The organism is Sandaracinobacter sp. (assembly GCF_041909755.1).
Lineage (GTDB): Bacteria > Pseudomonadota > Alphaproteobacteria > Sphingomonadales > Sphingomonadaceae > Sandaracinobacteroides.
Genome location: NZ_JAYRCW010000015.1, coordinates 1 through 22,888, shown reverse-complemented (window position 1 = coordinate 22,888; position 22,888 = coordinate 1). Strand labels below are relative to the sequence as shown.

The window sequence follows — 22,888 nt, the reverse complement described above, 5'->3', positions numbered from 1 at the left end:
CAAAAGAACAAAGAAACAATCAAGAGGTAGGTCGCAACTCAAGTTCCCCCGCACGAAACCGTTACGCATGGCGACAGGATGACTGCGCCGGGGCGCTTGCGTTCTTCAGGATAACGCACAAATGACACTTTCTGCCTTGATTTCGCGCCCGTCCGGGCGCTGGGCGGCGCTTGCCCTCATCGGCGCCGTTCTGGTTGCCGCTTTCTTCTATGCCACCGGGGCGACTGCTCTTGCTGTCGGCGAAGTCGTTCGCCTTACATCGAAATTCCGGGTGATGAAGCCCGATCTCGTCACCGGGGTCGGCACCCAGGAAAGCGGCGCGACCGGCCGGATCACCAGCGGGCCGGTCAAATCCAGCACCGGCCGCATCTGGTGGTTCGTCGATTTCGATTCCGGCGTGGACGGGTGGGTCAACGGATCCAATCTTGCCAGCATCGGCAGTTCGCCGGCACTTCCGGTGATCAGCTTCACCGCTTCGCCGGCCAGCATCGCGCCGGGCGGCACCACGAAACTGAACTGGTCCGCCACCAACGCGACCGCCTGCACCGGCACGGGCGCCGGCATCGCAGGCGCCCAGCCGGTTTCGGGCAGCGCCAGCCTGTCGCCCACGGCCACCACCAGCTTCAGCCTGACCTGCACGGGCGCCGGCGGCAGCGCCGTCAAGCAGGTGACGGTGACGGTGACGTCGCCGTCCTCGACCGCGCCGGTCGTCACGCTCACGGCGTCGCCCTCGGCGATCACCTCGGGCGGCAGCAGCACGCTCACATGGTCCGCCAGCAATGCCACCGCCTGCACGGCCAGCGGCTCCGCCAGCTTCACCGGCGCGAAGGCGACCAGCGGCTATGTCGTGGTGTCGCCCGCCGCCTCCACCGCCTATTCGCTGACCTGCACGGGTGCGGGCGGCAGCGGCAGCGCGCTTGCAATCGTGGATGTCGGATCCGGCGGCGCCGGGGCCGCGGCGGCGTTTGCCGATCCGGACAACGGGAACATCCCCGACCGGGCGATGCACCCGATCGCCTTCCCGACCGCCGTGGGCTTCGGGCGGGTCACCTCCGTGCGGTCGCCCAACGCGGTCGTCTACAAGATCAACTCGCTTGCCGATGTCGCCGATCCGAACGACGGCAAGATCACCTACCGCGAATGTGCGCTCGCGCTGGCGGTGAACACCCCTTACGCCATCCCGGCGGGCCGGCCGCGCTATTGCGTGTTCGATGTCTCGGGCGCGATCGTGATGACGGCGCCTGCGCGGATCACCGTGCCGAAGCTCTACATCGCGGGGCAGACGTCTCCGGGCGGGATCGAGTTCCGGCTGGGCGCCAACTACAACCCGGTGGACAGCCTGATCGACACCCGCAACGGCGGCGATCACATGATCCTGCGCCATGTCCGCACGCGGACGGGCGAGCATGTCGGCCGCACCTCGCAGAACGGCGACCCGATCCGGCTTTCGGGCACGCGCTACCAGATCCTCGACCATGTCTCGACGATGTTCGGGACAGACGAGAGCCTGGACATGGTGTGCCGCGACTGCACGGTGCAATGGTCGATCATCGGGCCGAACATCTGCCGCAACGCGGGCCACACCTCGTCGCTGCACTGCAAGAGCTTCTTCCTGAAGCCGGCCGGCAATGTGACGATCGCCTACAACCTGATCCAGCACGGCGAGCAGCGCGGCCTGAACGCGGCTGTCGGCCTGCATCCGGCGGCGCCGGGCACGGCCATGCAGCTGGATGCGGTGAACAATGTGATCTATCACTTCGTGTCGGAAACGGGCCTTGTTTCCAACCAGTTCGGCAACAGCTACGCCAACTTCGTGGGGAACACGAACCTGCGCGGGCCGCGCTTCAACGCAGGCGACGGCAACTTCCTGGTGGGCCTGTATGGCGCGGCTGCCCAATATGCCTTCGGGTTCGACATCCACGCGAAGGACAATGTGACGCCGCACACCCGCGTCGCAGGCCAGTTCGGACAGACCGTGACCGATCTGTTCCGCGACCTGGCCGGTCTGGTGGTCGCCACCAACAACACGGCGTCCACCGTGTGCGGGCTGAACGCCAGCGGGCAGAAGGACTGTTCGAAGCTGGGCAAGGCCGTGGTGCAGGATGTGAAGCCCGCCATCGCGCCGGGCAACGCGGGCCTGTCGCTCAGGGCAGACCAGATCGCACGGCCGGAAGCGGCGATGCGGTCCGTGCTGTCGTTCGCCGGGGCCGACCTGTGCCGCGACGGCTCGTGCCGGGACAATGTCGACAAGCTCTACATGGACGATGTGAGCACCTGCGACCTTGCCCCCTATCTGATGGAAAAGGACTGGACCTCGACGGTTGCGGCCTCGGGCGGCTGGGCGCAGCTGACGCAGGGCCCGGCGAAGCTGGACAGCGACAATGACGGGATGCCCGATGACTGGGAATCGCGCTTCAAGGGCACGAACCCCAAGGGCTGGGATGCGAATGCCGATCCCGACGGCGACGGCTATCCCAACATCGAGGAGTATCTGAACTGGCTCGCCAGGGATGATGTCCGCTACGCCGGGCTGCTGGGCAGCGGCACGGCGCGGGTTCCGGCCTATAACTGCAACCGCGCAAAGGCGCCGGTGCAGTAACGATCCGGCCCTGCCGGACGGCGATGGCCGCGCTTTCCCCGGGGGAAGCGCGGCCATTCCCGTTTTGACGGTTGCGCCAAAAGGGCCATTGACACCGGTTACCAAACCTTCGATGCTGAACCGAACAAGGGACTGGGGAGGTTTCGTGACCCTGAAGATGCACATTGCGCGCCTGCGCAAGGTGGGCCGCTGATGGCCGACGCACCGCATCCGGACATGCGCGCGGCCGCGTTCGTGGCGGCCCGCCGCGAGGCCCGTGCGGCGCCTGTCTATCCGGGCGCCTGGCCGCTTTCCGAGGCCGAGGCCTATGCCGTCCAGGCGGACGCGATCGCGCTGTGGCCCGATGCGGTTGCCGGCTGGAAGGTCGGGCTGATCCAGCCGCCCTTCGCGCAGCAGCTGGGCCGCTCGCGGCTGTTCGGGCCGGTCTTTGCCCGGCATGTGGTGGCAGCAGCGGCCGGGCCTGCGGTCTTTCCCTGCATTCCGAACGGCTTCGCCGCCGTCGAGGCGGAATATGTGCTGAAGATCGGCGCCGATGTGCTCCCGTTCGAGGGCTGGGTTCCGGCGCAGGCCGCCGATCTGGTGTCGGCCGTCCATATCGGTGTCGAGCTGGCCGGCAGCCCGTTCCCCGGCATCAACGATCATGGCCCGCTGGTCACCATTTCGGATTTCGGCAACAATGCCGGGCTGATCCTGGGGCCGGAGCTGGAGGGCGGGCTGGCCGCGCTGGAGGACCATCGCTGCGCCATGTGGATCGACGGCGTGAAGATCGCGGACGGCGCGGCTGCGGGCATTCCCGGCGGGCCGCTTGGCTCCCTTGTGGAGCTGCTGAACCACAATGGCCGGATGGGGACGATGCTGCCCGCCGGGACGCTGGTTTCAACCGGTGCTGCCACCGGTGTCCATCAGGTGCGGATCGGCCAGCAGGCGGTCGCGGATTTCGGCGCCGACGGGCGCATCGCGGTTGCGATGGTGGAGGCGTCGGCGTGAGCGGGCTCTTGACCCGGCGCGCGCTGCTCGGGTCGGGGATCGCGGCGACCGCTGCGATCGGCGCGCCTTCGGTTCCCGATTCCGGCATCCGGCTGGACGCGGTGGATGTGCATCCGCCCGGCTATCCCACGGTGGAGGCGGTGAGGTGGATCGGCGAGGAGCTGGCGCGGGAAACCGGCGGGCGCATCCGCATCCGGCAGTTTCCGTCGGGCCAGCTGGGCGCCGAGGATGATACGCTGGGCTTCGCCCGCTATCACGCCATCCACTTCTGCCGGGTGGCGGTTGCGGCGCTCAACAATCCCTTCCCGGAAACCCGGGTGCTGGCGCTGCCCTATGCCTTCCGCTCGACGGCGCACATGCGCCGGGTGGTGGATGGCCCCATCGGCACGGACCTGCTGAACATCTTCGAAGGGCGCGGGCTGGTGGGCCTGGCCTATTATGATGCCGCGCCGCGCAGCTTCTACAATATCCGCGGGCCGATCGACACGCCGGCCGATCTCGCCGGGCTGAAGATCCGCAGCCCGCTGTCGGACATGGTGCTGGAAACGCTGGCCGCCATGGGGGCGAACCCCACGCCGCTGTCGTTCGGGGGCGTCTTCTCGGCACTGGAAACCCATCTGATCGACGGGGCCGAGAACAATCTGCCCAGCTTCGAAAGCAGCCGCCATTTCGAAACCGCGCGTTTCTGGTCAGAGACGGAGCACAGCCACAGCCCGGACGCGCTGCTGATGTCGAAGGCGGCGTTCGATGCGTTGGCCCCGGCCGACAGGGACCTCTTGAAGGACATCGCCCGCCGGTCGGTGCAGGTGATGCGCCAGAGCTGGGACGCGCGCGTCGCGGACGCCCGGCGCGCGGTGCTGGAGGCCGGGGTGGCGATCAACCGCCCCGATCCCGCCCCCTTCATGGCCGCCGTCGAGCCGGTGGTGCGGCGCTACACCGCCGATCCGGTTCTCGGCCGCCTCCATTCCCGTATCCAGGCAGAGGGCTGAGCCATGCAGCGTCCTTCCTTCAGCCGCCTGCTCGACAAGGTGGAGGCCGCCTGCCTCGCCGGGGCGGGCGTCACGCTGGTGTCCATCGCGCTGCTTCAGGCCTGGCAGGTGTTCGGCCGCTATGTGCTCAACGCCTCCCCCGGCTGGACAGAGCCGCTGGCGCTGATCCTGATGGGGTTGACGGTGATGCTGGGTGCTGCCGTCGCGGTGCGGCACGAAACCCACTTCCGGTTCGGCATGATCGCGGAAGGCGGATCGCCCGCCCGCCGGGCCGGGCTGACTTTGCTGTCGCGGCTGGTGGCGGCGGGCAGCGGGCTGCTGATGGCGATCCATGGCACGCGGCTGCTGCTGGATGACTGGGCGGTGCCGATGGCGGGCGCGGGCGTTCCATCCGGCCTGCGTTTCCTGGGGCTGGCGCTTGGCGGGCTGCTGATCCTGATCTTCGCGCTGGAGCGCATCCTTGGCGGCGGGCCTCGCCCGCAGGAGACGGAATGATGGCGGTGTGGACGCTGTTCCTGGTGTTCGCGGCCGCGCTGCTGCTGGGCGTGCCCGTGGGGTTCGCGCTGCTGGCGTCGTGCGTTGCGACGGCGCTGGTGCTGGGGCTGCCGCTGATCGCCATCTTCCTGAAGATGGGGTCGGACGTGGGCAGCGTGGCGCTGCTGGCGATCCCGCTGTTCATCTTCACCGGCGAACTGATGCTGCGCGGCGGCCTGTCTGACCGGATGATCGCGCTGGCGACGGCGCTCGTCGGCCATGTGAAGGGCGGACTGGGGCAGGTGGCCGTCGTGGGCTCCACGCTGTTCGGCGGGGTTTCGGGATCGGCCATCGCGGACGTGTCGGCCGTGGGCGGTACGATGATCCCGCAGATGGTGAAGAAAGGCTATGGCGCGGACTTCGCCGTGAACGTCACGATCACGGCGGCGCTGGTGGCGCTGCTGGTGCCGCCCTCGCACAACATGATCCTCTATTCGGCGGCGGCCGGGGGGCGGATTTCCATCACCGACCTGTTCGCGGCGGGCCTGCTGCCGGCGGGGCTGCTGGCCGTGGCGCTGATGGTGACGACCTGGCTGATCGCGCGGCGGCGCGACTATCCCTCGCTGCCGTTCCCCGGCTGGCGGGCCGTCGCGCGGACTGGCGTGGCCGCGATCCCCGGCCTGATGCTGGTGATGATCATCTTCGTCGGCATCCGGGCCGGGATCTTCACGGCTGTCGAAAGCGCGTCGGTCGCCGTTGTCTATGCCACGCTGATCACCGGCCTCGTCTATCGCCAGCTGGGCCCGGCTTCGTTCGCGAAGGCGGCGACGGGCGCTGCGGGCACGGCGGCGCGGGTGCTGTTCGTGATCGGCGCGGCCGGGGCCTTCGGCTGGCTGATGGCGCTGCTGGAAATCCCTGCCGCCATGGTGGACCTGCTGAAGGGCATGACCGATCAGCCGGTTGTCGTGCTGCTGCTGATCATCCTGATCCTGCTGATCCTGGGCACCTTCATGGACATGGCGCCGCTGCTGATCATCGGCACGCCCATCTTCCTGCCGGTGGTGAAGGCCTATGGGATTGACCCGGTGCATTTCGGCGTGATCATGATCCTGACCTGCGGGATCGGGCTTATCACCCCGCCCGTGGGATCGGTTCTGTTCGTGGGAACGGGGATTGCGAAGGTGCCAGTCGAAACGGCGATGAAGACCATCTGGCCCTTCTATGTGGCCTGCATGGCCGTGCTGCTGCTCGTCACCTTCGTGCCCTGGCTGTCGCTTGCGCTGCCTGCCCTTCTCTAGCCTGCTGCTGGCGGCGTCGGCGGCGGCCGCGACGCCTGCGCCCGTTTCGATCGGCACCGCGCGGGGGCTTCAGGCCCTGTTCGTGGCGGAAGCCGGCAAGGTGGAGGCGCTGGAGAAGGCCGGGGCCAATCCGCCGGGCCATTATTTCCATCCGCTGTCCATGCCGGGCGGGCCGCTGACAGAGCTGTTTCCGGCCGACCATGTGCATCATCGCGGCCTGTTCTGGGCCTGGCGGCAGGTGCTGGTGGATGGCAAGCCCGCCGCGAACAGCTGGCTGATGACGGGCCTGAAGTTCCGCAGCATGGGCGTTTCGCGCAGCCACGACGGCACCCGGCTGGAGGCGGTGGGCCGCTGGCGGGTGGACGGCGACGATGTGCTGGAAGAACGGCTGTCGGCGCGGGTGACCGGCACGACGATGACGCTGGATCTGGGGCTGACCCCGCTGGTGCCCGGCCTGTCGCTGGGCGGCAGCCCCGACGACAAGGGCTATGGCGGCCTCTCGCTGCGGCTGGTCCATTCGGACCGTCTGCGGTTCGAGGGCGGCGGCCGGGTGGTGGCGCCGGCCGTGGGGCCTGTGGCGGCCGGGCCGGACGTTCGGATGACCTGGGATGCCGGCACGCCCGTTCCCGTCGTCGCCGTGCGGATGGCCTGCACCGCAGATGGCGCGCCGGTGACGATGTGGGTGCTGCGGCGCGAACATTCGATGCAGAATTGCGTGTGGCCGGGGCCGCAGCCGGTTTCGCTGCCCATGGGCCGCACGGTGCGGCTGGGGCTGAAGCTGGTGGTTGAGCCCTGACTGGCGCGCGGCGAACGGGGAGGCTATCTGCCTGAAGATGAAGAAGAGCCGGCAGCCCACCATCAACGACGTGGCCCGAGAGGCCGGCGTGTCCAAGAAGACGGTGAGCCGGGTCATCAACCAGTCGCCGCTGCTGAACGACGACACCCGCGCCCGGGTGGAGGCGGTGATCGCGGAGCTTGGCTATGTGCCGAACCCGCAGGCCCGCGCGCTGGCGCTGCGCCGCAACTTCCTGATCGGCCTGGTTCACGACAATCCAAATGCGCAGACGGTGCTGCGCGTGCAGCGCGGCATCCTGGAAGTGCTGCGCGGGACGGAGTTCGAGCTGATCGTGCGGCCGGTGGATCGCGGATCGCCCACCATGCTGGAGGATGTGCGCGCCTTCCTGGAACGGCAGCGCCCCTATGGCGTGCTGCTGCTGCCCCCGATTTCCGAGAATGACGCGCTGGCCCAGCTGTGCGTGTCCATCGGCTGCCGCTATGTGCGCATGGGGTCCGCGATGCTGGACGGGCCGGATCACATGGTCGCCTCCAACGACCGGGAGGCGGTGAAGGAGGCCGTGACCTATCTGATCGAGATGGGGCATCGCCGCATCGGGCTGGTGCAGGGGCCGCATGGGTTCCGCTCGGCCGCGGAGCGGCGCGCCGGGTTCGAGGCGGCGCTGGAAGCCGCCGGCATCAGCCAGCCGCGCAGCCTGATCGCCGACGGCACCTATACCTTCGAGAGCGGGCTGCAGGCCGGCGAGCGGCTGCTGGACCTGCTGCCGAGGCCGACGGCCATTTTCTGTTCGAACGACGAGATGGCGGCGGGCGTGCTGCATGTGGCGCGCCAGCGCGGGCTGGACGTGCCGGCCGACCTGTCCATCGTCGGCTTCGACGACACCAGCCTTGCCGCGCATATCTGGCCGCCGCTGACGACGGTGCGCTGGCCTGTCGCCACCATGGCGCGGTCTGCCGCGCTGAAGCTGGTGGGCGGCATGGAGGGCGAGGCGGTGGAGGAGCCCTCGCTGTTCCTCTCCTCGCTCATCCGCCGGGCGTCGGCCGCCCCGCCGCGCGGCTGAGCGCTAGTCCGGGCGGGCGGCGCGGGCCCCCGCCAGCGCGCTGCCGGCGCAGGCGGCGGTGATCGCGGCAATTCCGGCCCATTGCAGCGGGTGCAGCGCTTCCCCCAGCACCAGCAGCCCGGCCAGCGCGCTGACGGCGGGCGACGCGCTCATCAGCACGCCGAACAGCTTCTGCGGCAGCCGCCTCAGCGCATGGATGTCCAGCAGGAAGGGCAGGGCGCTGGACAGCAGCGCGATGACGAGGCCGGTCGCCAGCACGTCGGGCGTGAGCAGCGCGCGGCCGGCATGGGCGGCGCCCAGCGGCACCACCAGCAGCGCCGCGATCGCCATGCCCGCCGCCACGCCCTGCCCGCCCAGATGCGCGACCCTGCCGCCGACCGCGACATAGACGCCCCAGCACAGCGCCGCCGCCAGCGCGAAGCCCATGCCGCGCCAGTCCAGCCCGGCTTCCCCCGCGCCCCGCGGCAGCAGCACGAGCCCCGCAAGCGCCAGCGCGATCCACAGCAGGTCCAGCCCCCGGCGCGAGGCGAGGAGCGCGACGCCGAGCGGGCCGAGCACCTCGATGGAGATGGCGATGCCGAGCGGGATGGTGGCGAAGGCGCGGTAGATGAGGATGTTCATCAGCCCCAGCATCGCGCCATAGGCGAACAGGTTGCGCCAGCCCGCCGCGTCCAGCCGCAGCCGCCACGGCCGCAGCGCAAGGCCCAGCAGGATCGCGGCCAGCCCGATCCTGAGGGCCGCCACGCCTTCGGCCCCGACGGCCGGGAACAGCGTTTTGGCGAAGGCCGCGCCTGTCTGCAGCGAAATGAGCGCGCCGAGTGCGGCCGCGATGGCGAGGCCTTGCGATCCCGCCGGGGTCGTGGTTCCGGGGCGCGCGGCCATTCAGCTGCGGCCGCACCGGCATTCGGCCTTCATGCCCTTCATCCCTTCGGCCCTCCGTTCCCGTGCGCGCAGCATAGCGATCGGCCCTGCGCCTCGCCATGCCCCTTGAACCGGACTCTGACACCGGTTACCATGTTGCAAATCCATGGGGAGATTCCGATGTTCGACAAGGTCTTTCAGGCCACCCATCCCGACATGATGGACGGCGCGGCGAACCAGCAGCTGCGCGACCGATACCTGGTGCAGGGCATGTTCGTGCCCGGCAAGGTGGTGCTGAACTACAGCCACAACGAGCGGTTCGTGATTGGCGGCGCAGTGCCCGACGGCGGGCCGGTGCAGCTGCCGCTGCAGCAGGTTCCGCAGAGCGCAGCGGGCAAGCCCTTCCTCGAGCGGCGCGAGCTGGGCGTGGTGAACATCGGTGCGCCGGGTGCCGTCACGGTCGATGGCCAGCGGTTCGAACTGGCGAACAAGGAAGCGCTCTATGTGCCGATGGGCTCGGTGGAGGTGCGCTTCGAAGGCGAGGGTGCGCGCTTCTACCTGGCGAGCCTTCCGGCCCACAAGGTGCTGCCGCTGAAGCGCATCACCATGGCAGAGGCCAATCCGCTGGAGCGCGGCGGGCTGGAGACATCGAACCATCGCACCATCTATCAGCTGGTGATTCCCGGCGTGTGCGATTCGTGCCAGCTGCTGATGGGCCTGACGGTGCTGCAGCCCGGCAGCGTCTGGAACACCATGCCGCCGCACCTTCACGACCGGCGCAGCGAGATCTATCTCTACTTCGATCTGGAGGGGGATGACCGGGTGTTCCACTACATGGGCGAGCCGGACGGCATGCGCCACATCCTGATCGGCAACGAGGAGGCGGTTATCTCGCCACCCTGGTCGATCCACATGGGGTCGGGCACGAAATCCTATGCCTTCATCTGGGCGATGGGGGGCGAGAACCTCGACTATACCGACATGAACGTCCTCGACATCTGCCAGCTGAAGTAGGGAAGCCGACATGGCGATTTCGTTCAGCCTGGAGGGCAAGGCCGCGCTCGTCACCGGCGCCAACACCGGGATCGGGCAGGCGATCGCGGTGGCGCTGGCAGAGGCCGGCGCCGACGTGGCGGTCGCGGGGCGCAGTGAACCGTCTGAGACGCTGGCGCTGATCGCGGCGGCTGGCCGCAAGGCGGTGAACATCCGGGCTGACCTCTCCACCATCGAGCCCTGCGCGCGCGTGGTGGACGAGGCGCTGGCCGGGCTGGGCCGGATCGACGTGCTGGTGAACAACGCCGGCATCATCCGCCGCGATGATCTGCTCCGGTTCAGCGAGGCCGACTGGGACGCCGTGATGGACACCAATCTGAAGACGCTGTTCTTCCTGAGCCAGGCGGCGGCCCGCCACATGGCGGCGCGCGGATCGGGCAAGATCATCAACATCGCCTCGCTGCTGACCTTCCAGGGCGGCATCCGCGTGCCCAGCTATGCGGCGGCGAAATCGGGCGTCGGCGGCGTCACCAAGGCGATGGCGAACGAACTTGCGCCCATGGGCGTGCAGGTGAACGCCATCGCGCCCGGCTATATCAGCACCAACAACACCGCCGCGCTGCAGGGCGACGAGACCCGGAACCGGCAGATCCTGGAGCGCATCCCGACCGGCCGCTGGGGCATGCCCGCCGATATCGCGGGCGCCGCCATCTTCCTCGCGTCGCCCGCGTCCGACTATGTGACGGGCCATGTCCTCGCCGTCGACGGCGGATGGCTGGCGCGATGACGGCCCGCACCGTCTTTCTGGGCGAACTGCTGGTGCGGCTGTCCGCCACGGGCAGGCAGCTGCTGACGACGACGCCCGCGCTGGACGTGCATGTCGGCGGGGCCGAGGCGAATGTGGCCGTGGGCATGGCGATGCTGGGGGCAGACACCGCGATGGTGTCGGCCGTGCCCGCCAACGCCTTCGGCCAGCGGGCGATCGCGCATCTGGCGGCCGCCGGGGTGGATGCGCGCGGCGTGATCGAGGCGCCGGGGCGCATGGGCCTTTATGTGCTGACGCCGGGCGCAGGGCTGCGTGCGTCGGACATCCTCTATGACCGGGCCGACAGCGCCTTTGCGCGGACGGGGCCTGGCAGGTTCGACTGGGCCGCCCTGCTGAAGGGGGCGTCGCGCCTGCACCTTTCGGGAATCACACCCGCGCTGGGGCCGGGCAGCGCCGCGCTGGCGCTGGAGGCAGCCGACGCGGCCGAGGCGGCCGGCGTGGCGATCAGCTTCGACGGCAACTACCGCGCCCGGCTGTGGGAGGCGTGGGACAGCGACCCGAAATCCATCCTGACCCGGCTGGTGGGGAAGGCCGACATCCTGTTCGGCAACCACCAGGACATCGGCCTGCTGCTGGGGCAGCCGGTGCCCGGCGAGGGCGCGGCGCGGCGTCGGACGGCGGCTGAACGCGCCTTCGCGGCCTTTCCGAAGCTGAAGCTGATGGCTTCCACCGCGCGGCATGCCCTTGATGCGGACCGGCACGGCATTTCCGCGCGGATCGACACGCGCGAGGGCGGCCACCAGACGGACGAGGTGCTGGTGTCCGGCATCGTGGACCGGATCGGCGCGGGCGATGCCTTTGCCGCCGGCGTTCTCGCGGCTCTGGATCGCGGGCATGATGTGGCGGAGGCCGCCGAATGGGGGCTGGCGCTGACGGCGCTGAAGCACAGCCTGCCGGGCGATGCGAGCCTGTTCGGCCCGGCCGACATCGAGGCGTTCCGCGCCGGCGCGCGCGATGTGCGCCGCTGAAGTCAGCCGGCGCAGTGTCCTTGCGGGGATCGCCGCTTCGCCCGTCGCGCTGAAGGCAACGGCCCTTGACGTCGAAGCGCCCGCGGGCCGGTTCCGCGGCACGACGGAGCAGGGGGTGCGCGCATTTCGGGGCATCCGCTATGGGCAGGCGGCGCGGTTTCAGGCCCCCGTTGCATCCGCCCCCTTGCGCGAAATTCAGGCGGCGGACCGCTTCGCCCCTTCCGCGCCGCAGCGCGGCCCCGTTGCCCCGCAGAGCGAGGACTGCCTGTTCCTGAACATCTGGACCCCGGCGGCGGATGCGGCGCGGCGGCCCGTGCTCGTCTATTTCCATGGCGGGGCCTATTCGACCGGAACCGTGGCGGAGCCGCGCGTGGACGGGGCGGCGCTGGCAGCGAAGGATTGCGTGGTGGTGACGGTGAACCACCGGCTGAACGCGCTGGGCTATCTGCGGCTTCCGGGTTTTCCCGACGCGGCGAACGCCGGGCAGCTGGATCTGCTGCTTGCGCTGCGCTGGGTGCAGGCGAATATCGGGGCGTTCGGCGGTGACGCCGGCAATGTCACGCTGTTCGGCCAATCGGGCGGCGGGGCAAAGATCATCACGCTGATGTCCATGCCCGCCGCGCGGGGGCTGTTCCGGCGGGGCTGGACGATGAGCGGGCAGCAGGTCACCGCCCAAGGCCCGCAGAACGCCGCGCGCCGGGCGACGGCCTATCTGGCGAAGCTGGACGGCGATCCCGCGACGCTTGCCATGGAGCGGCTGGTGGCGGCGTTGGATGCGGTGGATCCCGTTCTCGGCGGCGCGCTCTATTTCGGGCCGGTGCTGGATATGCGCCACCTGCCGCGGCATCCGTTCTTTCCCGATGCCGATCCGGCCGCGCTGCCCATTCCGCTGGTGCTGGGCAACACCATTGCCGAAACGCGCGCCTTTTTCCCGCGGGGCCATCCCAAGCGCGCCGGGCTGGATTGGGGAAACCTGCCCGCCCGGCTGGGGCCGGAACTGAAGGTGGATATCGACCCGGACTGGGTGATCGCGCAGTTCCGCGCCCACGCGCCCGCCATCACGCCCGACACGCTGTTCATCCGCGCCACCACCGCCGCCCGCAGCTGGCGCGGCCAGATCATCGAGGCGGAGGAACGGGCAAGGGCGGGCGCGCCGGCCCATGTCTATCAGCTGGACTGGCGCGAGGCGGCCCATATGGACGACATTCCGCTGCTGTTCGGCACCACGGCGGACCTGGCCGATTTTCCGGTGCGCGACGCCATGATGGCGGCGCTGATGCGCTTCGCCCACACCGGCGATCCGGGCTGGCCGCCCCATCGCCTGCCGGATCGGGCGACGATGATCTTCGATCAGGCGGCGCGGGTGGAGAACAACCCCCGCGCGTTCGAGCGGGAGCTGTTCGCGCGCGTGCCCTATGTTCAGCCCGGCAGCTGAGGCATGCGCCGCGCCGGTTGAACTGACCGTGGCGCGAACCTCCTAGGGTTGCTGCCGCATGGCCCGGTCGCGGGCGGACAGCGGCTCCTGGATGGGGCCTTTCTGGCCCGGATAGAGGCCGGATTTCGGCTCCATCGTATCGAGGTTCCAGTCCGCCTCGATGAAGGGCGCGCGGGTTTGCGCCATCTTCGGGAAGCCGCCGACCTCGCTTTCGCTGTCGATGATCTCGCCCCGGCCCTCGGCGATGAAGAACAGCACGCGCAGGTCGTGCATGTCCCGATCCCACGGACGGGCGCCCGCGTTGGCGAGAAGATGGGTTTCGACATCGCGCGCCGCGAGGACAGGAAGACCGGCGGGCCAGCTGACGGGGCGGGCGGAGTCGATCAGCTTCGCCTGCGTTTCGCCATAGCGGCCGAACGGGGGAAGGGGCGCGCCCGTCCAGTCCACGGCGAGATTGTCGCGGCCGTGATAGAGAAGGTCGCCGTCGCCGCCCAGCATCAGGAAGGGCAGGCCGGGCGCGGTGGAGGGGCCGCCGCGCAACACATTGCCCACGGCAGACAGCTCGCCGGTCTGGTAGGGCTGACCGGCCCATTCCAGCGCCATCAGGTTATAGTGGATGGCGCGCCGGCCCGGATCATAGATCAGGTTGTTGACGACCGAGGCCTTCACCCCGCCCTTCAGCAGCGGGTTCCGTTCCACATTGTGGGCATAGACATTGCGCCAGATCAGGATGTCGGTGGCGTTGTCGTGGATCAGCGTCCCCTTGCTGTGCTCGCCCTTCGGGTGGCTGGCGTCGGCAAGCCCCTCAGACAGGAGATTGTAGCTGAAGGTGATGCGGTTGCTGGTGCCGGCCCGCCATTCATCCGGCGTGCGGCCCTTGAAGCGGGGGCCGGAGGCCGAGAGATTCTCGTCGATCCCCCAGCTGAAGGTGCAATGATCGACGATCACGTTGCGCGCGGCGATGGTGGAGAGCGCGTCGGGATCCCAGCCGCTGTCCGGCCCCTGCCCGTCGACGCCCGAGCGGACGCGGATATGGCGGATCACGACGTCGTGCGTCTTCAGGTCGATGCCGGTGCGGATGAGGGTGATGCCCGGCGACGGCGCCGTCTGCCCGGCGATGGTGAGATAGGGCTCGCGGATGTCGAGGACGGTGCGGCCCATGTCGATCACGCCGCCGACTTCGAAGACGATGATTCGCGGGCCCTTCGCCGCGATTGCGGCCTTCAGGCTGCCGGGGCCGTCGGCCGCCAGCGTGGTGACGCGCAGGATGCGCCCGCCGCGCCCACCCGGCGTTTCGGCCGCCGCCCCGACGGCGCCCGGGAAAGCCTGCGCCGCCTGCACGGACGGCGCCGCGATCAGCAGGCCAAGCAGAAATGCCACAGCTTTCATCAATGTCCTCCCCCGTGCCTTTTACGGCATCATGCGTGTCTTGACAGCGGCTCGCAGCTGTCTCAATGTCCTTATGACACCGGTTACTTCAGGGCAACCGGCGTGACAAACCGAGAATGACCGCGAACAGGCGGCGTAGAGGGAGGAGCGGATTTTCCGGCGGGAGGCCGGGGGGTCCACCAGACAGGAAGCGGCCGAATCGGGGCTGATTTCCACTCTTCGCCAGACTTGCGACCGGAATTGCCACCGGTGTCATGCCGTTCCTGACAAGGCCGGACCAGTTTAGGGGAGAGTGAAGCATGAACCGTCCTGCCATGATCGTCCGGGGTGCGCGCCTCGGCACTGCCGTCGCCCTGGCGCTTGCCGCCAATGCCGCCTGGGCGCAGACCACGCCGGCAGCCGACGGCGCCGCCGCATCGGCGGAGGATATCGTCGTCACCGGCTTCCGCGCCTCTCTGGATGCCGCGCTGAACGTGAAGCGCGACGAAACCGCGATGGTGGACGTGATCAAGGCGACGGACATCGCCGCCTTCCCGGACACCAACCTTGCGGAATCGCTGCAGCGCATTCCCGGCGTGACGATCGACCGCGACGCGGGCGAAGGCCGGCAGATCTCCGTCCGCGGCCTGGGGCCTGAATTCACCCGCGTCCGCCTGAACGGGATCGAGGCGCTGGCGACGACGGGCGGCACCGACAGCTCGGGCGGTTCGAACCGCTCGCGCGGGTTCGACTTCAACGTGTTCGCCTCGGAACTGTTCAGCCAGATCACGGTGCGCAAGAGCGCGTCGGCCGATGTGGAGGAAGGCTCGCTGGGCGCCACGGTCGATCTGCAGACCGCCCGGCCGTTCGACTATGACGATTTCGCCTTCGCGGTGGGCGGCAACCTCGTCTGGAACGACCTGTCGAAGGATCTGACGCCGCGCGCCTCCGCGCTCATCTCCAAGACCTTCTTCGACGGCAAGCTGGGCATCCTGGTGTCGGGCGCCTATTCGAAGCGCAAGCTGTTCGAGGAAGGCTTCAGCTCCGTCCGCTATGACAACGGCCCGTCGTCGGGCGGCTTCTGCTCCCCCACCGGCGTGACGCCCGTGGTGCCCAACACCGGCGCCACCTGCGGCGCGGCGGCGACAGGCACGCCGCGCCTGCCCAACACGCCGGCGAATGTCGCGGCCTATCAGGCCGCCAGCAGCGCCGCCAATTTCCATCCCCGCCTGCCGCGCTATGGTCGCCTCACCCACGACCAGCAGCGCATCGGCCTGACCGGCGCCATCCAGTTCGAGCCGTCGGACAACACGAAATTCACCGGGGAAATCCTCTATGCCGATCTGAAGTCCACCCGGCAGGAGGATTTCCTGCAGGCCATCTCGTTCAGCCGGAACATCGGCCAGGGCGGCAAGTCGCAGACGAGCGTGCTGGAAACCGAATATGACGCCAATGGCGGGCTGCTCTATGGCCGCTACAACGGTGTCGATATCCGGTCGGAATCGCGCTTCGACGAGCTGCGCACCAAGTTCCTGCAGGGCACGCTGCTGTGGGAGCAGAAGCTGGCCGACAACCTCCAGCTCGCGGTGCTGGGCGGCACCTCGTCCTCGCGCTTCCGCAACCCGGTGCAGACGACGACCACGCTCGATGTCGCGAACGTGAACGGCTACAGCATCGACTTCCGCGGCGACGACCGCCTGCCGGAGATCAGCTATCCGTTCGACGTCACGTCGAACAGCGGCGCGGGGCTTGGCCTCATCACCAGCCCGACCGGGCAGATCACCGGCTCGGAAATCCGCATCCGGCCGCAGGGCGCGACCAACACCTTCGATACCATCCGCATGGACCTGACCTGGGACATGGTGCCCGAGGAATTCAGCCTGAAGCTGGGCGGCGCCTACAAGAAATATGGCTTCGACACCTGGGAGTATCGCCGGGTCAACCAGTCCGACACGATCACGGCGCTGCCGGCCGGCACCACGCTGGCCGATGTGACGAAGCTGCTGACGGGCTTCGGCCACAACCTGGACCTGCCGGCGAACACGCCGACCAGCTGGCTGATCCCGGATCTCAACAAGATGGCCGCCGCCTACGACATCTATTGCAACTGCCTGAAATCCGGCGCCGCCGGCGGCCCTGGCGATTTCACGCTGTCCAGCATCACCAACGGCAATGCGCGCGGCAACAACCGCGCCGTGACCGAGAAGGACACCAGCTTCTACTTCCAGTTCGATTTCGCCAAGGAGCTGTTCGGCATGCCGCTGCGCGGCAATGTCGGCATGCGCTATGTGAAGACGGAGCAATCCGCGACCGGCTATCAGGCGGCCGGCGGCGGCACCGCGGTGACCGTGGACCAGACATACGAGGACTGGCTGCCGTCGATGAACCTGTCGCTGGCGGTGAAGCCCAACTTCTATGTCCGCTTCGCGGCGGCCAATGTGATGGCCCGGCCCAGCCTTGGCTTCCTGTCGCCGGGCGGTTCCATCTCCACCACGGGGAACCTCACCATCACGTCGGGCAACCCCTATCTGCAGCCGTTCCGCGCGACGACCTTCGACGCCAGCTTCGAATATTATTTCGAGGACGGCGGCCTCATCGGCGTCGGCCTGTTCTACAAGGACATCGGCACCTACGTGCAGCAGCTGCGCACCAACGTGCCCTACAACCAGACGGGCCTGCCGCTTTCGCTGCTGCCACCGAACTTCACCGGCGAGGAAGTGTTCCAGGTGACGACGCCGGTGAACACCGAAGGCGGGCCGCTGAAGGGCTTCGAGATCAACTGGCAGCAGCCCTTCACCTTCCTGCCGGGCAAATGGGCCAATTTCGGCACGCTGTTCGCCTATACCCGCGTCTATTCGAAGATCGACTATGTGACGTCGCCCACCAACCAGACGATCATCCGCGAGGACCTGATCGGGCTGTCGCCGGAAAGCTGGAGCGGCACCTTCTATTATGACGGGCCGAAGTTCGATGCGCGGGTTTCGGCCAGCTATCGCAGCGCCTTCCTGCAACGGGTGCCGGGCCAGAACAACAACGATGTCGAAGGCAAGAACAGCACGCTGAACGTCGATTTCAAGCTGGGCTACAAGCTGACCGAGCAACTGGAGCTGACGTTCGAGGGCACCAACCTGACCGACGAGTTCAACGACCAGTTCATCGGTCGGGACCGGAACAGCCCGGTCGTCTATCACCACACCGGCCGCCAGCTGATGTTCGGCGCGCGCTTCACCTACTGACCCCCAATGGTGCGCGTGCCGGCGGCGGCGGTTGCCCTTCTCCTTCCGGGCAGCCTCGCCGCCGCCTCCCCGCCCCCCCTGGCCCTGCCTGTTGCGTTTCCGGGTGCCGAGGGGGCGGGGCGCCTCTCTGCCGGCGGGCGGGGCGGCGTGGTGCTGAAGGTGACGACCCTTGCCGACAGCGGGCCGGGCAGCCTGCGCGCGGCGATCATGGCAAAGGGCCCGCGCACCATCCTGTTCGACGTGTCCGGCACGATCCGGCTGCAATCCGATCTCGTCATCCGCGAGCCGCGCCTGACGATCGCGGGCCAGTCCGCGCCAGGCGGCGGGGTGACGCTGGCCGATCATGGGCTGGTGATCCGCGCTGATGATGTGGTGGTGCGCCACATCCGGGTGCGCCGGGGCGACACCGGCGGAGAGGGCGACGCCATCTGGATCGCGGGCGGCAGCCGCATCATCCTCGATCATGTGACGGCCAGCTGGTCCACCGACGAGACGCTGTCCGTTTCCGGCCCGCGTGATGGCGAGCCGCCGCGCGACGTGACGGTGCAATGGTCGATCATCGCGGATTCCCTGCGCCGTTCCGTTCATGCGAAGGGCGACCATGGCTATGGCAGCCTCGTGCGCGGCAGCCGGGGCGCCCGCTACAGCTTCCACCACAATCTCTGGGCGAACCACCAGGCCCGCATGCCCCGGCCCGGCAACTATCTGTCGCCAGAGGAAGATGCCGAAGGGCCAGTGATGGAGTTCCGGTCCAACCTGTTCCACAACTGGGGCGGCAAGGCGTCGGGCTACAACAGCGACAGCGGCAGCCGGGCGCGCTACAGCTTTATCGACAACGCCTATTCGCCGGGGCCGGACAGCAAGGGCCGTCTCGCCTTCCGCGAGGAGAACCCCGGCGCCTCGGCCTGGTTTTCCGGCAACAGCATGGCAGGCGTGGTACCGGCAGACCCCTGGTCGCTGGTGGAGGGCTCGGATCGCCCCGGCTATCGGCTGGCCGCGCCCGTTTCGGCAGGGCCGGTCGCAGCGGACCCGCCCGCTGCCGCCGCCCCACGCATCCTCGCCGGCGCAGGCGCCTCCTGCCGGCGGGACAGCCTTGATGCCGCCCTTGTCGAGCAGGTGCGGCAGGGCAGGGGCGCCCTGATCGATAGCCAGCAGCAGGCGGGAGGCTGGCCCGAGCTGGCATCCGGCACGCCCCTGCCGGATGCTGATGCAGACGGCGTGCCCGATGCGTTTGAACGGTCGGCCGGCACGGATCCGAAGCGGGCCGATTCCGCCGAAATCCGCAAGGGGGACGGCACCACCAACCTGGAAGTCTGGCTGGCGGCGCTGGCGGCGGCATGCTGAGCCGGCGGACGCTGTTGGCGGCTCTGCTGGCATCGGTGGCAGCGCCCACCGCCGCGTTCAGCCCGGCGGCCGACACCATCCCGCTGTGGCCCATGGGCGTGCCCGGCGCGGGGGCGGCGCTGCCCGTGGAGCAGGTGGTGGAGCGCAGCAAGGTGGCCGGGCATATGGACCGGGCAGTCTCCGGCATTGCCGCGCCGCGCATGGTGGTGTTCCGCCCGGAAAGGCCCGACGGCTCTGCAATGCTGATCTGCCCCGGCGGCGGCTATCGGCGGGTGGTGATCGACCGCGAGGGCTTCGAAGCGGCGCGCTGGCTGGCCGTGCGCGGGGTCACGGCGTTCGTCCTCTTCTATCGCCTGCCAGCTGAAGGGTGGACAACCGGCGCCGACACGCCGCTGATCGATGCGCAGCGCGCGATCCGCACCATCCGCGCGAGGGCCGGGGCGTTCGGGCTGGATCCGGCGCGCATCGGCGTGATGGGCTTTTCGGCGGGCGGGCATCTGGCTGCCGACCTCGCCGCCAGGTTCGCGCTGGTCGCCCAGCCGCCGGTTGACGCTATCGACAATCTGTCGGCCCGCCCGCTGCTGGCGGCCCCCATCTATCCGGTGATCGCGATGGACGGGCCGCTGGCCCATGCCGGATCGCGGGAACGGCTGATCGGTGCGGATGCGTCAGCGGAACGGGCGCGCGCGCACGACCCGTCGGCCAATGTGCCGGCCGATGCGCCGCCACACATCCTGATCCATGCCGAGGACGACCTGGCCGTGCCGCCCGGCAACAGCCTGCGCCTGCGCGAGGCGCTGAAGGCGCGCGGCATCGCGGTGGAGACGCATCTGTTCGAAACGGGCGGCCATGGCTTTGGGCTGGCGCCGGGCAAGCCTGCCGGCGCCTGGCCCGAACTGTTCATCGCCTTCGCCCGCGCGCACGGGCTTTAGGCGGTCAGGCCCGCGTGCCCGGAACGGCGCGCACCCAGCCACGTTCATCGCCGGGTTCGCCGCGCTGCAGCTCGGTCAGCAGCGCCTTCAGCTTGGTCGTGACCTGTCCGGCTGCTGCCCCCGCGATCTGGAACCCGCCGGAGGCCGCCACGACTTCGCCGATGCTGGCGACGACGGCGGCCGTGCCGCAGGCGAAGGCTTCCGTCAGCTTGCCGCTGGCGGCATCCGCCCGCCATTCGTCCAGCGAATAGGGTCGCTCCACCACCGTCAGCCCCTCGGCACGGGCCAGCTGGATCAGGCTGTCGCGCGTGATGCCGGGCAGAATGGTGCCGCCCAGCGGCGGGGTGAGGAGGGTGCCATCCTCGAACACGAAGAAGATGTTCATGCCGCCCAGTTCCTCGATCCAGCGATGCTCGGCTGCATCCAGGAAGATCACCTGGTCGCAGCCCTTCGCAGCCGCTTCCGCCTGCGCGACAAGGCTGGCGGCATAATTGCCGCCGCACTTGGCGGCGCCCGTGCCGCCGGGCGCAGCGCGGGTGTAATCTTCGGAAACGAACAGCTTCAGCGGCTTGGCCCCGCCCTTGAAATAGGGGCCGACCGGGCAGGCGATAACGCAGAAGACATAGCTGTTCGCGGGGCGCACGCCCAGGAAGGGTTCGTCCGAGAACATGAACGGTCTGAGATAGAGGCTGCCTTCGCCGCCGGGCACCCAGTCCCTGTCGATGCGCACCAGTTCCTCCACCCCTTGCAGGAACAGGTCGACGGGCAGTTCGGGCATGGCCATGCGGGCGGCCGATGCGTTGAAACGCTCGGCATTGGCACCGGCGCGGAACAGCGCGACTTCGCCGCCCGCCGTCCGATAGGCCTTCATGCCTTCGAAGATTTCCTGTGCATAGTGCAGCACGGCGGCGGCCGGATCGATCAGGAACGGCCCGCGCGGCTTCACTTCCGCATCATGCCAGCCCTTTTCCCGGGTGAAGCGGATGGTGACCATGTGATCCGTGAACACCTGGCCGAAGCCGGGATCTTCCAGCAGGCGGGCGCGGCGGTCTGCCGGTACCGGATCTGGGTGCGGGATGTGCCTGAATGCCATGGTCCATGTCCTCATCCGAGCCCCCGTGGAACGGCAAGGGGGGACTCGCGCGGGTGCCATAGACCCGATCGAGGCGGCTGGTCAAAGAATAGGACAGGGGGTTTGCCCTAATTCGCAGGTCGAGCGGACCTTTCCGGAACGATTGCCGGGGCTGTCCGGCCCGGCTGCCACGGATCCTGTTCCGGGGGAGGAACGCTTGATGTCAGCGCGTCAGGGATCTGGGCGGCCGGGCCGGCGCCGTGCCGGGGCGTGCGGATCGCACGCCCCGGAAACGCATCAGAAGTTGGCGCGGAAGCGGATGCCGAAGGTCCGCGGCGGCGCCAGATAGGCGTTCTGGTCACCCGTCTGCAGCGGGGTCGCGAACAGCTGCGAGGGGTAGATCTCGTTGAAGAGATTCTGCGCCCACAGCTCGGCCGTGACACCGGAGTCCAGACGGACACCCAGGTTGGCGTTCACCAGGCTGACGGCGCCATGGCGCGCCAGCGAGGCGGTGTTGATGTATTGCGGCCCGCTGTACTGATACTGCACACGGCCGATAAGGCTGGCGCGATCGTTCAGCGGCGTATCGAGGTTGATCGCCGCATTGCCCTGGAATTCCGGCGCGAAGCGGAAGCGGGTGTCGGACAGGACCGGATCGATGTTCGCATCCGTCTTGATCTTCGCTTCGGGGATCCAGGTGCCGTCCAGGTTCAGGATCAGGCTGTCGGTCAGCTTGAAGGTGTTTTCCAGCTCCACGCCGTAATCCACCGCCGACTTGCCGTTCAGCACGGTGAAGCGCAGGCCCACGAACTGGGCAACCTGGATGTTGCTGATGTCGTAGTAGAAGAAGGAGACGTTGGTGCGCGCGCGGCCGCCCCAATATTCCGTCTTCGCACCCAGTTCATAGGCGTTCACGGTTTCCGGCTTGTAGGTCGGATCCAGCGGCGTGGCCCCGGGCACGACGGCCGGGTTGTTGAGGATGGTTCCGCCGCCGTTCGAGTCCATGTTGACCCCGCCCGCCTTGAAGCCGCGGTTGTAGGTTGCATAGAGCATCACGTCTTCGTTGGGCCGGTATTGCGCGCCCACCGTGCCGCTGAAGGCCTTGTCCGTCCGGCTGTCGGAATAATCCGGGCCGGGGGAAACGCCCAGCACGCGGAACACGGCATTCGGGGCCGGATCATAATAGTTGTAGGCGAACGAGCCCGTCTTCTTCTCGACGGAATAGCGGATCCCGCCGAGCAGGCTGAAGCCGCCGCCGAGTTCGGCGTTGGCATGGGCAAAGCCGGCATAGGACTTGGAGGTGCCGGCCATCACTTCGTTGGCGACCAGGCCGGGCGCGGCGCGCACGGTGCCGGGCGGCACGCCCTGCGAGGACAGCAGGACGTTCCAGTAGGTCTGTGCCTGGGTGCCCCAATCAAGGACGCGGCCGATCGTCAGCTTCTCGTCCGAGAAGAACAGGCCCAGCACATAGTCAGTGCTGAGCGACGAGATGCGGCCGTTGTAGGTGAGTTCCTGAGAGAAGAAGCGGCTGCCGAAGGTTTCATCCAGGATCAGGATGTCCGCGCCGGAGAAATCGGCATCCATGTCCACCTGCGAAACGTCGAACTTCCGCAGCGCCGTCACCGACTTCAGCGTGTCGTCGCCCACGTC

General features: G+C 68.6%; 18 protein-coding genes. 14 read left to right on the top strand and 4 right to left on the bottom strand.

Features of this window, described 5'->3' with window-relative positions; genetic code table 11:
• The first annotated feature begins 121 nt into the window (after positions 1–121).
• The 7 genes from ACE3O8_RS03885 (at position 122) to ACE3O8_RS03855 (ending at position 8,203) form a co-directional block, all read left to right on the top strand.
• Complete coding sequence (locus tag ACE3O8_RS03885) at positions 122–2,599, top strand: hypothetical protein (protein ID WP_374386980.1); 2,478 nt, start codon at positions 122–124, stop codon at positions 2,597–2,599.
• Positions 2,600–2,791: 192 nt separating this feature from the next.
• Positions 2,792–3,586: a 2-keto-4-pentenoate hydratase gene (locus ACE3O8_RS03880; RefSeq protein ID WP_374386978.1), complete on the top strand. Its 795-nt coding sequence runs from the start codon at positions 2,792–2,794 to the stop codon at positions 3,584–3,586.
• Entirely contained in the window at positions 3,583–4,575 is a 993-nt protein-coding gene (locus tag ACE3O8_RS03875; RefSeq protein WP_374386976.1) for a TRAP transporter substrate-binding protein, read from the top strand. Before ACE3O8_RS03880 ends, ACE3O8_RS03875 begins: the two co-directional genes overlap by 4 nt.
• Before the next feature lie 3 nt (positions 4,576–4,578).
• Positions 4,579–5,070, top strand: a complete 492-nt coding sequence (locus tag ACE3O8_RS03870; RefSeq protein ID WP_374386974.1) for a TRAP transporter small permease — start codon at positions 4,579–4,581, stop codon at positions 5,068–5,070.
• Positions 5,070–6,347, top strand: coding sequence for a TRAP transporter large permease (locus tag ACE3O8_RS03865; protein ID WP_374386972.1), 1,278 nt, complete (start codon positions 5,070–5,072; stop codon positions 6,345–6,347). Before ACE3O8_RS03870 ends, ACE3O8_RS03865 begins: the two co-directional genes overlap by 1 nt.
• Positions 6,325–7,143, top strand: coding sequence for a DUF6807 family protein (locus tag ACE3O8_RS03860; RefSeq protein WP_374386970.1), 819 nt, complete (start codon positions 6,325–6,327; stop codon positions 7,141–7,143). Before ACE3O8_RS03865 ends, ACE3O8_RS03860 begins: the two co-directional genes overlap by 23 nt.
• 37 nt (positions 7,144–7,180) lie before the next feature.
• The gene (locus ACE3O8_RS03855) at positions 7,181–8,203 is read left to right on the top strand and encodes a LacI family DNA-binding transcriptional regulator (protein ID WP_374386968.1); all 1,023 of its coding nucleotides are present in this window, start codon (positions 7,181–7,183) and stop codon (positions 8,201–8,203) included.
• Between the two features lie 3 nt (positions 8,204–8,206).
• Here ACE3O8_RS03855 and ACE3O8_RS03850 read toward each other — a convergent pair whose 3' ends face one another.
• Positions 8,207–9,085 carry a DMT family transporter gene (locus ACE3O8_RS03850; RefSeq protein WP_374386967.1) on the bottom strand — a complete coding sequence of 293 codons (879 nt, stop codon included), beginning with the start codon at positions 9,083–9,085 and terminating at the stop codon, positions 8,207–8,209.
• Positions 9,086–9,244: 159 nt separating this feature from the next.
• Here ACE3O8_RS03850 and kduI point away from each other — a divergent pair, with 159 nt between their 5' ends.
• From kduI to ACE3O8_RS03830, 4 genes are read left to right on the top strand one after another with little or no spacing between them, the layout of a single operon-like run.
• Complete coding sequence (gene kduI / locus ACE3O8_RS03845) at positions 9,245–10,078, top strand: 5-dehydro-4-deoxy-D-glucuronate isomerase (RefSeq protein ID WP_374386966.1); 834 nt, start codon at positions 9,245–9,247, stop codon at positions 10,076–10,078.
• Between the two features lie 10 nt (positions 10,079–10,088).
• A complete protein-coding gene (gene kduD, locus ACE3O8_RS03840) occupies positions 10,089–10,844 on the top strand; it encodes a 2-dehydro-3-deoxy-D-gluconate 5-dehydrogenase KduD (RefSeq protein WP_374386964.1) in 756 nt (251 codons plus the stop codon).
• A complete protein-coding gene (locus ACE3O8_RS03835) occupies positions 10,841–11,851 on the top strand; it encodes a sugar kinase (protein ID WP_374386962.1) in 1,011 nt (336 codons plus the stop codon). The genes kduD and ACE3O8_RS03835 overlap by 4 nt, the downstream gene beginning before the upstream one ends.
• Positions 11,838–13,286, top strand: coding sequence for a carboxylesterase/lipase family protein (locus ACE3O8_RS03830; RefSeq protein WP_374386960.1), 1,449 nt, complete (start codon positions 11,838–11,840; stop codon positions 13,284–13,286). The genes ACE3O8_RS03835 and ACE3O8_RS03830 overlap by 14 nt, the downstream gene beginning before the upstream one ends.
• A 42-nt stretch (positions 13,287–13,328) precedes the next feature.
• Here the strand turns inward: ACE3O8_RS03830 and ACE3O8_RS03825 are convergent, their stop codons facing one another.
• A complete protein-coding gene (locus ACE3O8_RS03825; protein ID WP_374386958.1) occupies positions 13,329–14,675 on the bottom strand; it encodes a polysaccharide lyase family 1 protein in 1,347 nt (448 codons plus the stop codon).
• A 299-nt stretch (positions 14,676–14,974) separates the two neighbouring features.
• Between ACE3O8_RS03825 and ACE3O8_RS03820 the strand changes: the two genes are divergently transcribed.
• From ACE3O8_RS03820 to ACE3O8_RS03810, 3 genes are read left to right on the top strand one after another with little or no spacing between them, the layout of a single operon-like run.
• Positions 14,975–17,890 (top strand): TonB-dependent receptor, encoded by a 2,916-nt coding sequence (locus ACE3O8_RS03820; RefSeq protein WP_374386956.1) that lies wholly within the window; start codon positions 14,975–14,977, stop codon positions 17,888–17,890.
• Positions 17,891–17,896: 6 nt separating this feature from the next.
• Positions 17,897–19,234, top strand: coding sequence for a polysaccharide lyase family 1 protein (locus tag ACE3O8_RS03815; protein WP_374386954.1), 1,338 nt, complete (start codon positions 17,897–17,899; stop codon positions 19,232–19,234).
• A complete protein-coding gene (locus ACE3O8_RS03810) occupies positions 19,228–20,166 on the top strand; it encodes an alpha/beta hydrolase (RefSeq protein ID WP_374386952.1) in 939 nt (312 codons plus the stop codon). The genes ACE3O8_RS03815 and ACE3O8_RS03810 overlap by 7 nt, the downstream gene beginning before the upstream one ends.
• Positions 20,167–20,170: 4 nt before the next feature.
• On the opposite strand, the gene ACE3O8_RS03805 is transcribed toward ACE3O8_RS03810, so the two are convergent.
• Both ACE3O8_RS03805 and ACE3O8_RS03800 read right to left on the bottom strand, forming a co-directional pair.
• Complete coding sequence (locus ACE3O8_RS03805; protein ID WP_374386950.1) at positions 20,171–21,259, bottom strand: branched-chain amino acid aminotransferase; 1,089 nt, start codon at positions 21,257–21,259, stop codon at positions 20,171–20,173.
• Positions 21,260–21,535: 276 nt separating this feature from the next.
• On the bottom strand, positions 21,536–22,888 hold a 1,353-nt coding region (locus tag ACE3O8_RS03800), incomplete at its 5' end, for a TonB-dependent receptor (protein ID WP_374386948.1).